At 63.0% G+C, this 13,529-nt stretch carries 12 protein-coding genes; 8 read left to right on the top strand and 4 right to left on the bottom strand.

Translation table 11 applies throughout. From position 1 onward, the window contains the following. Positions 1-149: 149 nt before the first annotated feature. From VWY75_RS07450 to VWY75_RS07440, 3 genes are all read left to right on the top strand, one after another. Complete coding sequence (locus VWY75_RS07450; protein ID WP_416537423.1) at positions 150-647, top strand: hypothetical protein; 498 nt, start codon at positions 150-152, stop codon at positions 645-647. Positions 648-787: 140 nt separating this feature from the next. Then, entirely contained in the window at positions 788-1,639 is an 852-nt protein-coding gene (gene sseA, locus VWY75_RS07445) for a 3-mercaptopyruvate sulfurtransferase (RefSeq protein ID WP_340546778.1), read from the top strand. Next, complete coding sequence (locus tag VWY75_RS07440) at positions 1,639-2,823, top strand: amino acid aminotransferase (RefSeq protein ID WP_340546779.1); 1,185 nt, start codon at positions 1,639-1,641, stop codon at positions 2,821-2,823. The genes sseA and VWY75_RS07440 overlap by 1 nt, the downstream gene beginning before the upstream one ends. 203 nt (positions 2,824-3,026) lie before the next feature. On the opposite strand, the gene VWY75_RS07435 is transcribed toward VWY75_RS07440, so the two are convergent. Together VWY75_RS07435 and VWY75_RS07430 are read right to left on the bottom strand one after the other, a co-directional pair. Next, on the bottom strand, positions 3,027-4,370 hold the full coding sequence (locus VWY75_RS07435; RefSeq protein ID WP_340546780.1) for an ammonium transporter: 1,344 nt from the start codon (positions 4,368-4,370) through the stop codon (positions 3,027-3,029). Between the two features lie 26 nt (positions 4,371-4,396). After that, positions 4,397-4,735 carry a P-II family nitrogen regulator gene (locus VWY75_RS07430; protein ID WP_024095995.1) on the bottom strand — a complete coding sequence of 113 codons (339 nt, stop codon included), beginning with the start codon at positions 4,733-4,735 and terminating at the stop codon, positions 4,397-4,399. A 270-nt stretch (positions 4,736-5,005) separates the two neighbouring features. Here VWY75_RS07430 and VWY75_RS07425 point away from each other — a divergent pair, with 270 nt between their 5' ends. After that, positions 5,006-7,261 carry a transglycosylase domain-containing protein gene (locus tag VWY75_RS07425; protein ID WP_416535283.1) on the top strand — a complete coding sequence of 752 codons (2,256 nt, stop codon included), beginning with the start codon at positions 5,006-5,008 and terminating at the stop codon, positions 7,259-7,261. 272 nt (positions 7,262-7,533) lie between these two features. Here VWY75_RS07425 and VWY75_RS07420 read toward each other — a convergent pair whose 3' ends face one another. Both VWY75_RS07420 and VWY75_RS07415 read right to left on the bottom strand, forming a co-directional pair. Then, a complete protein-coding gene (locus tag VWY75_RS07420) occupies positions 7,534-8,142 on the bottom strand; it encodes an MlaC/ttg2D family ABC transporter substrate-binding protein (protein WP_416537422.1) in 609 nt (202 codons plus the stop codon). Continuing rightward, positions 8,132-8,911 (bottom strand): VacJ family lipoprotein, encoded by a 780-nt coding sequence (locus VWY75_RS07415; RefSeq protein WP_374015516.1) that lies wholly within the window; start codon positions 8,909-8,911, stop codon positions 8,132-8,134. Before VWY75_RS07415 ends, VWY75_RS07420 begins: the two co-directional genes overlap by 11 nt. 184 nt (positions 8,912-9,095) lie before the next feature. Between VWY75_RS07415 and VWY75_RS07410 the strand changes: the two genes are divergently transcribed. The 4 genes from VWY75_RS07410 (at position 9,096) to VWY75_RS07395 (ending at position 13,493) form a co-directional block, all read left to right on the top strand. After that, positions 9,096-10,826, top strand: a complete 1,731-nt coding sequence (locus tag VWY75_RS07410) for a type I secretion system permease/ATPase (RefSeq protein WP_416537421.1) — start codon at positions 9,096-9,098, stop codon at positions 10,824-10,826. Continuing rightward, a complete protein-coding gene (locus VWY75_RS07405; RefSeq protein ID WP_416535281.1) occupies positions 10,823-12,139 on the top strand; it encodes an HlyD family type I secretion periplasmic adaptor subunit in 1,317 nt (438 codons plus the stop codon). Before VWY75_RS07410 ends, VWY75_RS07405 begins: the two co-directional genes overlap by 4 nt. 125 nt (positions 12,140-12,264) lie before the next feature. Then, a complete protein-coding gene (locus tag VWY75_RS07400) occupies positions 12,265-12,723 on the top strand; it encodes a RidA family protein (RefSeq protein WP_416535280.1) in 459 nt (152 codons plus the stop codon). Then, positions 12,720-13,493: a glycerophosphodiester phosphodiesterase family protein gene (locus tag VWY75_RS07395; RefSeq protein WP_340546787.1), complete on the top strand. Its 774-nt coding sequence runs from the start codon at positions 12,720-12,722 to the stop codon at positions 13,491-13,493. Before VWY75_RS07400 ends, VWY75_RS07395 begins: the two co-directional genes overlap by 4 nt. Positions 13,494-13,529: the final 36 nt, after the last annotated feature.

Genomic DNA, 13,529 nt, shown 5'->3' with positions numbered 1-13,529 from the left:
AAGTCAGATAAGCCCAACCCAGCAGACACATCCCTCGGTCAGGCCCGGCATCTTCTGTTTTCCTCCCTGTGACAAGGATGATGCCGATGCCTGAGGCCCTTTCTGATTCGCGACCTCTGACCCCTGCACCCGCCGCTGACATGCCAACTATGCCCGCAGAAACCGCGCTTGCGGAACTGGGGCTTGATCCGTTTGAGGTCGCGCTGCTGCCACAGCTGCGCCATTTCACCACCTGCCTGCGAGAGCCGCAGAGCCAGGCCTGGCAGCACGCCTGTTGCAGCGCGGCTGAGCGCTGGGGTGAGAGTTTCGGCCTGGGGGTCGCGCATGCGCTGTTCAAGGTGGTGCGCTGCCTGCATGACCTGCGCGGCGAGCTTTATCAGGGGCATGACGCGCTGACCCTCTCGACCCGAGCCAGTGTCACCGCAGATGAAGCGGCCTGTCTGCGGATGCTGCATCACATGCGCCGCGACAACACCCCAGCGGCCCGCGACGCCGTGGCCGATCTGACCGGCGGCTGGATGGACCCGCATGTGATCCGCGCGGCGCTGTCCTTTGCCCATCGCTTCCCGGCTGGCAAGACGGATCCGGCCCCTCGGTCACAACCTGCCACCGAATCCGCGCGCCCTCGGCTGCGGATTGTCCGCTGACAGGGAGTGCAGATGCCCGGCGCAGCGCCTCCGATCCGGCCCGGTGGGACAGATTGTTGCGCCGCAGGCCCGGCCTCCCTTGCGACTCTGTCCGCGCGGTTGTACGGATGCCTCAGCACATATGAGGGGAGGCGGTAACGTTGGATGATCCTAAAACGCTTGTGTCGACAGACTGGCTTGCTGCGCATCTGAAGGACCCTGATCTGCGGCTCCTTGATGCCTCATGGTACATGCCGCACGAAGGGCGAGACGCCAAGGCGGAGTATGACGCAGCTCATATTCCCGGCGCGCGCTTCTTTGATATCGACGATATCGCCGACAATCGCTCCGAGCTGCCGCATATGGTTCCCCCGGTGGAGAAATTCATGTCCCGCCTGCGCGCGATGGGGGTCGGTGACGGCCATCAGGTAGTGGTCTATGACGGCACTGGGCTGCGGTCAGCGGCGCGGGTGTGGTGGCTGTTCCGCCTGATGGGGCAGACCAATGTTGCGGTGCTGGACGGTGGTCTGCCGAAATGGCAGGCCGAGGGCAACCCGGTCGAAGATCTGCCGCCGGTCATCCGCGACCGCCATATGACCGTGCGGGTGCAGAACCATCTGCTGCGTGATGTGACGCAAGTGTCCTCCGCCGCCAAGCTTGGCGATCACGAGATCATCGACGCCCGTGCGGCCGCGCGGTTTCAGGGCACGGTTGCCGAACCCCGCGAAGGTCTGCGGTCGGGTCATATCCCCGGCTCCAAGAACCTGCCCTATACCGAACTGCTGAACGCTGATCAGACGATGAAAGCGCCGGACGCGCTGCGTGCCGCCTTTGAACGGGCTGGTGTCGATCTCAGCAAGCCTGCCATCACCACCTGTGGGTCAGGCGTGACCGCCGCAGTCCTCAGCCTCGCCATGGAGCGGATCGGCAAGACCGATCATTCGCTTTATGACGGCTCCTGGACTGAGTGGGGCGCCTTCCCAACCCTTCCCGTTGCAACCGGAGAGACCTGATGTTCGAAACCCTGAAACCCCAGCCGGCGGACAAGATCCTGATGCTGATGCAGACCTATCGCGACGACCCGCGCGATGACAAGATCGACCTTGGCGTCGGCGTCTACAAGAACGCCGAAGGGGTGACCCCGGTGATGCGCGCCATCAAGGCGGCAGAACATAAACTGTGGGAAGAGCAGACCTCCAAATCCTACGTCGGCCTGGCCGGTGATCCGGCCTATTCCGACGCGATGATCAAGCTGATCCTTGCGGATAGCGTCGAGCGGGGCAATGTCGCGGCAGCCGCCACCCCCGGTGGCACCGGTGCCGTGCGTCAGGCGTTTGAGCTGATCAAGATGGCCAACCCCGGCGCGCGGGTGTTCGTGTCGAACCCGACCTGGCCAAACCACATCTCGATCCTGAACTATCTGCACATCGAAACCGTCGCCTATCGCTATTTCGACCGCGAGACCTGCGGCGTTGATTTCGATGGCATGATTGAAGATCTGAAAACCGCCAACAAAGGCGACGTGGTGCTGCTGCATGGCTGCTGCCACAACCCGACCGGTGCCAACCTCAACATCGTGCAGTGGCAGGAAGTGGTGGCGCTGCTGAACGAACGCGGTCTCATTCCGATGATCGACATTGCCTATCAGGGCTTTGGCGATGGTCTGGAAGAGGACGCGCAGGGCGTTCGCTATGTGGCGGCCAACACGCCGGAATGTCTGATCGCGGCCAGCTGTTCAAAGAACTTCGGCATCTACCGCGAACGCACCGGCCTGCTGATGGCAGTATCGCAGGATGCAGGCGCACAGGGGCTGAACCAGGGCACGCTGGCGTTTCTGAACCGGCAGAACTATTCCTTCCCGCCGGATCATGGCGCGCGTCTGGTGACCATGATCCTGAATGACGACGCGCTGCGCGCCGATTGGGCGGCGGAACTGGAAGAGACCCGCCTTGGCATGCTGAAACTCCGCCAGCAGCTCGCGGATGAGCTGCAGCGCCTGACCGGGTCTGACCGCTTTGCCTTCCTGGCCCAGCATCGCGGCATGTTCTCACTGCTCGGCACCACGCCCGAAATGGTCGAGAAGATGCGCGCCGACAGCGGCATCTACATGGTCGGCGACAGCCGCATGAATATCGCAGGTCTGAACACCCAGACGGTGCCGATCCTCGCCCGGGCGATTGTCGACGCTGGCGTCTGATCCCGCCTGTCTGATTCAGGCTGTCAGAACCGATGATCACGCCCCGCTTCGGCGGGGCGTTTTTGCGACGGCTCACCAGACTTTCTCAATTCGTCTGGGCAAAAACCTTCAAAGACTTTTGGCTGCGGCCCGGGGGGCACCCAAATGAAAACGCGGCCCCCGGAGGCACCGGGAACCGCGTTCAGTTTCAAGCCGGGTTCGGATCAGCTGGGGGAAAATTCGGGATAGGCTTCCATACCCAGTTCCGCCATGTCCAGACCGTTGACTTCGTCCTCTTCGCCAACCCGGATACCGGTCACCGCCCGCAGGATCAGCCAGACCACGGCGGAAGAGATAATGACGAAGAGCGCGACAACCACGATCCCGGTCAGCTGTGTGATCAGGCTGGCTTCGGGGTTGGTCAGCACAACCGCGATGGTGCCCCAGATACCGGCCACCAGGTGAACCGGGATGGCGCCGACCACATCGTCGATTTTCAGCTTGTCCAGCAGTGGCACCACAAAGACCACGATGATGCCGCCAGCAGCCCCGATCAGCGTTGCCATGCCCAGACCGGGCGTCAGCGGTTCTGCGGTGATCGACACCAGACCCGCCAGCGCGCCGTTCAGGATCATGGTAAGATCGGGCTTCTTGAACAGCAGCTGCGTCAGGATCAGCGCGGCCACGGCGCCGCCAGCTGCGGCTGCGTTGGTATTGGCAAAGATCCGGCTCACGTCCGCGACATCCCCGACAGTGCCCATCGCCAGCTGCGAGCCACCGTTAAAGCCGAACCAGCCCAGCCACAGGATGAACGTCCCAAGGGTGGCCAGCGCCAGGTTGGATCCGGGCATCGGGACGGTCTTGCCGTTCTTGTACTTGCCAATGCGCGGGCCAAGGATCAGCGCGCCGGTCAGAGCCGCCCAGCCACCAACGGAATGCACCACGGTGGAGCCTGCAAAGTCGAGGAACCCCATCTCGTCGAGGAAGCCGCCGCCCCATTTCCAGCTGGCCTGCAGCGGGTAGATCACTGCGGTCAGCACGATGGTAAAGGCGAGAAAGGGCCAGAGTTTCACGCGCTCGGCGAGGGTGCCGGAGACAATGGAGGCCGTGGTTGCACAGAACATCAGCTGGAAGAAGAAATCCGATCCGGTGGAGGCATAGGAGTAATCATCTGCCTGCTCGGCGGTGATGCCCACCGCCTCCAGAACGCCCGGACCCCAGACACCGGAGAGGACGCCCTCAATCGACCAGGTGCCCAGCGGATACATCAGGTTATAGCCGATCAGGTAATAGAAGATGGCCGCCAGAGAGAACAGCGCAACGTTTTTTGTCAGCTGCATGGTGACGTTTTTCGACCGCACCAGACCCGCTTCCAGCATGGCAAAACCGGCCGCCATCCAGAACACGAGGAAGCCGCCGACCAGAAACAGCAGCGAGTTGAGGATAAACACCGTGTCGGTGGCCGCCGCTCCGGGCGCCGGGGCCGCAGCGGCGGTCTCTTGGGCGAGGGCGAGGCCGGGCAGGGCCAGCGTCGCCACCGCTGCAAGGGAAAGGGTTGATTTACGCATAACTGATTTCCTTCCTTTGCGCGTTTTCACAGCGCGTCGTGATTGGTTTCGCCGGTGCGCACGCGGATCGCCTGCTCAACGTCGAGAACAAAAATCTTGCCGTCACCGATCTTGCCGGTGCGGGCGGTCTGGGTGATGGTGTCGACGACCTGATCGGCCAGCCCGGAGGGCACCACCAGATCCAGCCGCATCTTGGGCACGAAATTCACCTCATATTCCGCCCCACGATAGATCTCCGTATGGCCGGACTGGGCGCCGAACCCCTTGATTTCCGTGACCATCAGCCCGGACACGCCGATGGATGTCAGCGCCTCGCGGACCTCCTCCAGCTTGAACGGCTTGATGGTTGCTATGATCATTTTCATGCCCGACCCCCTGTGATGATGGCGGCGCGTGGTGACAGCGCCTGAACTGTTTGCAGGTGCAGCAAATCCGCAGAGCCGAGTCGGTGGAACGTTTCGGGTCAGGTTTTGAGGGCGGTTGCGGCGGGACGGCTAAAAAATAGGCGATCTTTTGCCAGTCCGCCTAAAAAACACCCGGCTTTCAGAGGGGAAATGTCGTGAAACTGCCCCTCAACAAACCGTCGCAGACACGGTATGGTCCGCAAAACGGGCAAACCGGGCAGGATCTGGAAGATGGCACAAGGACCGCGGCGCCGACCTCTGGTCGCAGACAAGCGCTACGCGACAGCGGGGCGCGGCACGCAGGGCAAAGCGCCCGCGCGCAAGGCCAAACCACGGCCGAAATCAACCGCAAGGCCGCGTAAATCGGGCTGGCTTGGCCTGTTCGGCGGCGGTCGCAAAACGGGTGGCACCGGGGGCGGTGGCAGAGGCCCGCGCAAACCGCAGAAACCAAAGACCCTGCTGGGCAAGATCCTCGCGCTGCTGCTGGCACCGTTTCGCTGGGCGTTCCGGCTGGCCTGGGGATTTGCCTGGCGGATCGGCATGATCTCGACCGCGCTGGTGGCGCTGGCGGTGGGCTACCACTACATGAAACTGCCCGAGGTTGCTGAACTGTTGGACGGGCGCGCGCGCGGCTCTGTCACGCTCACCGATCGCAACGGCGAGGTCTTTGCCTGGCGGGGGGATCAATTCGGCGGCGTGGTCACCAGCGAAACCGTCTCGCCCTACCTGAAGAACGCCATCGTCGCGACCGAGGATAAACGGTTCTACCGCCACTTCGGTGTATCGCCGCGCGGCGTTGCCAGCGCTGTCCGCATCAACCTGAGCGAAGGGCGCGGCCCGCTGTCCGGCCATGGCGGCTCCACCATCACGCAGCAGACCGCCAAGCTGCTGTGTCTCGGCGTGGTCTATGATCCGACCGAATGGGAGAGCGAGCGCGCCTATGAACGCGACTGCCGCCAGGGGTCGCTGTGGCGCAAGGCCAAGGAAGCCATCTTCGCGATGGCGATGGAGGCCAAATACACCAAGGATGAAATCCTCTCGATCTATATGAACCGCGCCTATCTGGGCGGTGGCGCCTATGGGGCCGAGGCCGCAGCGCAGCGCTATTTCGGCAAATCCGCCAATCAGGTGGATGCCGCAGAGGCGGCGATGCTGGCGGGTCTGCTGACAGCCCCTTCAACGCTGGCACCGACCAATAATCTGCAACGCTCGCAGGATCGCGCCGCCACCGTGCTGCGCCTGATGCAGGAGCAGGGGTATCTGACCACCGCTGAAATGCGCGCGGCGCAGAATACCCCTGCGGTCCTGAGCGAGGCCGCCGCCGCCCGCGCCGGTGGCTATTTCGCCGATTGGGTGATGGACACCATCCCGGATTTCTTTGGCAATGAGACAACCGAGGATGTGGTGATCCGCACTACCATCGACCAGCGCCTGCAACGCGCAGCCGAAGATGCGCTGAACCATGTCTTTGACACCAAGGTCCGCGAAGGCTCCAAGGCGCAGGCCGCCATTGTGGTGATGAGCGCGGATGGCGCGGTCCGGGCCATGGTGGGTGGGCGCAAATCCCGTGTCTCCGGTGTGTTCAACCGCGCGACCCAGGCCAAGCGTCAGACCGGCTCGGCCTTCAAACCCTTTGTCTATGCCACGGCGCTTGAGCTGGGGTATTCGCCGCTCGACCGGGTGCTGGACGCGCAATATTGCCTTGATGTTCCGGGGTCCGGCCAGTGGTGCCCAAAGAACTATACGCGGAAATTCTATGGCGAGGTCACCCTGGCGCAGGCCCTGCGGGATTCGCTGAACGTCCCGGCTGTGAAAGTGTCCGAGGCGGTGGGTCGCGATCTGGTGCGTCGCGTGGCCGGTGATTTCGGACTGGACAGTGAGCTGGCCGCCGGCCCGGCGCTGGCGCTGGGTGCCTCCGAAAGCACGCTGCTTGATATGACCGGAGCCTATGCGGGCATTCTCAATGGTGGCTCCTCGGTGACCCCATATGGCGTGACGGAGCTGACGATCATTGGCGACAACACCCCTCTGATGGGCGCCAGCGGCGGTCTGGGCGAGCGGGTGATCCAGACCAAGGCGGCGCGGGAACTGATCTGGATGATGGAGCAGGTGGTGTCGCAGGGCAGCGGTCGGCGGGCGCAGATCCCCGGCTGGCAGGCGGCCGGCAAGACCGGCACGACACAGGCGGCCCGTGATGCCTGGTTTGTGGGCTTCACTGCCGATTATGTCGCGGGCGTCTGGATGGGTTATGATGACAACACGCCGCTCTCCGGCGTGACCGGTGGCGGTCTGCCCGCCGATATCTGGCGCGAGGTCATGGTGCGGGTGCATGACGGTCTGACACCCAAACCGCTGCCGATGATCGCACCGCAGCCCATCGCACCACCGCCACAACCGCAGCCACAGCGTCGCCAGCGGCCCAACGTCGGGCAGGAACTGGGGCGCGCGGTGGACGGTCTGCTGCGTGACATCTTCGGCAACCGATAGCGCATCACGCCGGACCAAGCCGGGCCAATATGGGTCTTATGTCCCGCATGTCTCTGCGCTGTCACCGTGCAGCGTTCCGGCGCGGTCGTCGGCGGTCAGTCACTCCGTTTGGTGACCGCCGGTAGCCCCGTGTGGTGTCGCACCGCGCTGGGGATCATCGCGCGACCTTATGCGCGCTGACAGGGCGCGGCGCACAAACTGCAATCCTGAAATAGAAGAAGGGGCCGCCGGGCCCCTTTTTCGTGATCTGTCTGACGCTGCGGTGGCTGAACTCAGCTCAGCCGCTTCAGCTCGGCGATCAGCTTGTTGATATCACCCTTGTTGCGGTCAAGGATGGCCCCGATCTCGGTGCGTTCGGTCAACAGCAGGTTCACGCCTTCGATGAACATGTTGTAGAATTTGTCGCGACCGGATTTATCGGACACGAGGAAGGTCACCTCAAACGGGGCCTGACCTTTCAGCTTGGCCAGCGATTTGATCTCATAACCCGCCTTGATCTTGCGCGCGGATTGCACCTCGACCGAACCGCCGATGAACTCGCGGAACCGCTTGCCGTATTTGCGGGAGATATAGCCCTGGAATGCATCGGCAAAAGCGTTCATCTGCGCGCCCGAGGCGCGGCGGGCATCCACACCCAGCGCATAGCGCGCCATGATGTTCACATCCGCATAGCGCACGAAAATCTTCTCGAAATCACGGATCATCGCACCTTCGGACTTGCCGGAGGCGATGACCTTGTTGATGTCGCCAACGACGCTGCCGACAAGGCTGCGCGCGGCGGCTTCACTCAGGGCAAGCACTTTATCGGGCAGGGCGGCCAGCCCGAGAAAGGCAACGCCAGTGGCCAGGAAACTGCGGCGGGTCAGAAAATTACTCGGCATAGATGTCCTCATACGGATCTGAATAGGGATCGCCATAGACCCCTTCGTATTCACTTTGATCGCCGCCCAACTCGAAGCGGCGGTTCTGAAGGTAGATCAGCCGCGCCTGCGCGTAGCTGTCGGCGCTCTCATACAAAATCGAGTCGATGGTGTCGGAATATGTGCCACGATCCCCCAGACGACGCACCACCTCGGCATAGATGCCGATGTTGTCGGCTGGATTATGCCGAGCGTAGCTGATCGGATTGGTGAAGAAATCCACCACGATGCCAGCCCCGTCGCGGGCGGTGGAGGGGCCAAAGAACGGCAGCTCGACATAGGCGCCTTCGCCAACACCCCAGACATGCAGCGTCTCGCCGAAATTGGTGTCCACACGCGGCACGTTGAAGTCAGAGGCCGGATCGCCAAGGCCGCCGATGCCAAAGATCGTATTGATCACAAAGCGCGATACAGCGATGCCCGATTCCTTGAAATTGCCCTGCAACAGCGCATTCACCGCCTGACCCGGCATCGACAGGTTCTCGGCAAAGTTGTTGAAACTGGTCACCATATCCGGCGGCACAATCGCGACATAACCCTTGGCAGCGGGGCGAAAGGCAAAGCGGTCAACACCACGGTTGAAATTGTGAATGGACCGGTTGGTGTTCTCGTAAGGATCGAACACCTCACCCGACGCGCGCGAGACACTATCTTGGGTTGCGCAGCCTGCCAGTGTCGACGTAACAGTTACCAGGGCCATAATCAAAAAAGGTCGCAGCGGGAAGGTCATTCGCTTCGGTGTCCAATCTGTCTGCTGTGGGCGCGTTGGACCCACTTAGGGTGTTTCTCAGCTCTGCCTAGTCAGAGACTGGGCTTGTTTACACAGTTGTGGCAGATTTGGAACATATGTGGTCCGGTTTTCTGCGCGCGTGGCTGATACATAGGGCATATTGACAGGGAATTGCAGACCTCTCATGACGAAAACTACTAATAAATCCGGCTTCGATGAGCTGCAGGCGCATCGTCGCCGCAGTCGTGGTCTCTATTGGTCTGTCGGTATCTTCAGCTTCTTCGTGAATATGCTGATGCTGACGGGACCGCTATACATGATGCAGGTCTATGACCGGGTGCTGGGCAGCCGATCGGTGGCGACGTTGATCGCGCTGTCACTGCTGGTGGTGTTTCTCTACGGCACCATGGGTATTCTGGACTATGCGCGCGGTCGCATTCTGTCGCGGGCCGGGGCGCGGTTTCAGGCCGGGCTGGATCAGCGCGTGTTCGATGCCATGATCCGCCGTTCCGCGGTGGCTCAGGATCCGGTGGCGCAGACCGGTCTCAGCGATTTGGAATCGGTGCAACGTCTGATCGCCTCGCCGGTGCTCGGTGCCGCATTCGATCTGCCTTGGACGCCGATCTTCCTGTTTGGCATCGCTCTGTTCCACCCCTGGCTCGGGCTGCTGGCGCTTGGCGGTGGTGCGGTTCTCATTGCCATCGCGGTGCTGAACCAGTTCCTGTCGCGCCGCCCGCAGATGCAGGCGGGCATTTCCGGCCACCGGGCCAATCTGATGTCCGAGGAAATCCGCACCGAAGCGGAGATGATCCAGTCGATGGGTATGCGCCGCGCCGCGTTTCAGCGCTGGAAAGCGGGCCGCGATGCCGCACTGGTGGACAGTGTCGCCGCCAGCGACGTCGGCGGCGGCTTCACCACATTGACCAAAACCCTGCGCCTGTTCCTGCAATCGGCGATGCTGGGTCTGGGCGCCTATCTGGTGCTGCAGAACGAGGTGACCGCCGGCGCGATGATCGCAGGCTCGATCCTGATGGGCCGGGCGCTGGCGCCTATCGAACTGGCGCTTGGTCAATGGGCGATGGTGCAGCGCGCGCTGAAGGGCTGGCGCAATCTCGCCGAGCTGCTGGAGAAAGTCCCGGAAGAGCCGCAGCGCACCGAATTGCCCAAACCCTCCGCCAATCTCGAAGTACAGGCGCTGGCGGTGGTGCCGCCGGGGGACAGCCGTCCGCAGCTGCGCAATGTCAGCTTCCGGGTGCAGCCGGGTCAGGCCATCGGCGTGATCGGCCCCTCAGGCTCCGGCAAATCCACCCTCGCGCGGGCACTGACCGGCGCGTGGCGCCCGGCGGCGGGCACGGTGCGGCTGGATGGCGCCTCGCTGGAGCAATACGCCCCCGAGGTGCTGGGCCAGAACATCGGCTACCTGCCGCAGCGCGTGCAGCTGTTCGAAGGCACCATTGCCCAGAACATCGCCCGGCTGTCGTCCAACCCGGATTCCGAAAAAGTCGTCGCCGCCGCGAAAAAGGCTGCGGCCCATGATATGATCGTGCATCTGCCCGATGGCTATGACACCCGGATCACGGCTGGGGGCGGGCGGCTCTCCGGCGGTCAGATGCAGCGTGTCGCCCTGGCGCGCGCGCTTTATGACGATCCGGTGATCGTCATTCTGGATGAGCCGAATTCGAACCTCGACAACGACGGGTCGGTGGCGCTCAACCGGGCGATCAAACAGCTCAAGGCCGATGGCAGATCGGTGCTGATCATGGCCCATCGCCCGGCGGCCATTCAGGAATGTGACCTTTTGCTGGTCATTGATCAGGGGATCCAGACCGCCTTTGGCCCCAAGGACAAGGTCCTGCGGGAAATGGTTTCGAACCACCAGAGCATTCAACAGGCAGCGCCAGGAGGTGTGCGATGAACCAGACCGATACCGGGGCCACATCCTGGTCCGCCCGCCGTCCGCTGCTGATCGGCCTGTTCGGCGTTGTGATCCTGCTCGGGGGCTTTGGCACCTGGTCGGTTGCCACCTCCATCGCCGGTGCCATTGTGGCCTCGGGCCGGATTGAGGTCGACCGCAACCGGCAGGTTGTGCAGCACCTCGACGGCGGCATCGTGCAGGACATTCTGGTGGAAGAGGGCGACACCGTGGCCGAGGGCGCGGTGCTGCTGCGGCTGGATGCCAAGGAGCTGCACTCGCAACTGGTCATCACCGAAGGTCAGCTGTTTGAACTGATGGCACGCCGCGCGCGCCTTGATGCCGAGCGGGACAGCGCCGAGACGGTTGAGTTCGACGCCGAGCTTTCCGAACTGGCCGAAACCCGGCCAGAGGTGGCCGATCTGATGCAGGGCCAGCTTCGCCTGTTTCAGGCGCGCAAGGATTCAGTGGCGCGCGAAATCGACCAGCTGGAAAAACGACGCTCGCAGATACAGGATCAGATCAAAGGCGTTCTGGCGCAGCAGGCCTCGCGCCGCACCCAGCTCGAGCTGATCGAGGAGGAGCTGGCAAACCAGCAGTCGCTGCTGGATCGCGGGCTGGCGCAGGCCGGCACGGTTCTGAACCTGCGCCGGACCGAGGCCGACCTGCAAGGTTCGCTGGGCGAGCTGATTGCCACCGAGGCCCAGGCCGAGGGGCGCATCACCGAAATCGACATCGAAATCCTCAAACTGGGCACCCAGCAGCGCGAGCAGGCCATCACCCGGCTGCGCGATCTGCGCTATCAGGAGCTGGAACTGGCCGAGACCCGCCGCGCGCTGAAGGAACGTCTGGCGCGGCTCGATATCACTGCACCGGTCTCCGGCATCGTCTATGGTCTGCAGGTCCATACGCCGCGCTCGGTGATCCGGGCGGCGGAGCCGGTGCTTTATCTGGTGCCGCAGGACCGGCCGCTGGTGATTGCCGCGCAGGTGGCCCCCACCGATGTCGATCAGATCTATGTCGGTCAGCCGGTAACCCTGCGCTTCCCGGCTCTGGATCAACGCCTGACGCCGGAACTTTTCGGCACGGTGAAACAGGTCTCTGCCGATGCGTTTGAGGATCAGGCGAGCAAGCTCTCCTACTACCGCACCGAGATCGAACTGGATCCCGGCCAGCTGGAAACCCTGCCCGAGGGCACGGTGCTGATCCCCGGTATGCCGGTCGAAGGATACATCCGCACCGCCGAGCGCACGCCGCTGGCCTATCTCGTGAAACCCCTTGCCGACTACTTCGTCAAAGCCTTCAGGGAAAGCTGACGGGGCCGAGCAGCGCGAAGCCGCAGACACGTCGCAAAACCGCCCCACCCGGGGCGGTTTTTTGCTTTCCGCCCTGCCGCTTCCCGGTTAGCGTTCCGCAAAACCTGATGCAAAGGACTGCACCCATGGATATCGAAGCCAAACTCAAAGAACTGGGCATTCAGCTGCCGAGCGCACCGGCCCCGGCTGCCAATTACGTCCCCTATGTCGTGGTCGGCGATATGGTCTACATCTCCGGCCAGATCTCGGCCGGCCCCGAAGGGCTGATCACCGGCAAACTGGGCGCCGACATGGATGTGGCCGCAGGTCAGAAAGCCGCCCGCCAATGTGCCATCGCGTTGCTGGCGCAGCTGAAAGCCGCCTGTGATGGCGATCTCAATCGCCTGAAGCGCGTCGTCAAACTCGGCGCTTTTGTGAATTCCACCGATAGTTTCACCGACCAGCCGCAGGTGGTGAACGGCGCTTCCGATCTGATGGTCGAAGTGCTGGGCGATGTCGGCCGTCATGCCCGTGCCGCCGTCAGCTCGCCTTCGCTGCCGCTGGGGGTCGCTGTGGAAATCGACGGCGTGTTCCAGATCTCATGAGAGCTGACCTGCCTGCCGCACTCCTGCGCCAGCCCATAACCCATCGCGCGCTGCATGATGTGCGCGATGGCCGCCCGGAAAACAGCCGCGCCGCCATGCGCGCCGCGATCGAGGCTGGCTATGGTATCGAAATGGATTTGCAGCTGTCCTCGGACGGCTGCGCCATGGTGTTTCACGATTACGCCCTGGACCGGCTGGCCGAAGGCACCGGTCTGGTGGCGGATCACACCCGCGATCAGCTGCGCGCGATCCCGCTCAAGGGCGGCGACGGTGAATGTATCCCCGATCTGGCCGAGATCCTTGATCTGGTGGCAGGCCGTGCGCCGCTGCTGATCGAGCTGAAGGATCAGGACGGCGATATGGGCCCCAACATCGGCGCGCTGGAGGCAGACACCCTGCGCCAGTTGCAGGGCTACAAGGGCGATGTCGCCCTGATGTCCTTCAACCCGCATTCCGTGGCAGAGCTGGCACGGCTGGCGCCCGAGGTGCCGCGCGGACTGACCACCAGCGCCTATGATCCGGTCAGCTGGCGCGAATTGAGCACGCCGACCTGCGACCACCTGCGCGCGATCCCCGATTTCGACCGCGTCGAAGCCAGTTTCATCAGTCACGAGGTGCAGGACCTCGGCCGGGATCGCGTCACGCAGCTGCGTGATCAGGGTGTGCCGATCCTGTGCTGGACGGTGACCTCTGCCGCGATGGAAACCGAGGCACGCAAAATTGCGCATAATGTCACCTTCGAGCGCTATCTTTCTGATATTCCGGGTTGAACCCGTCCGCGACGGACACAGATACTGTCTGTCGCG

Source organism: Phaeobacter sp. JH20_08, assembly GCF_048056635.1.
Taxonomy (GTDB): Bacteria; Pseudomonadota; Alphaproteobacteria; order Rhodobacterales; family Rhodobacteraceae; genus Phaeobacter; species Phaeobacter bryozoorum.
Note: the sequence above shows the minus strand (reverse complement) of the source record. Positions and strands in the feature narration are given on the sequence as shown.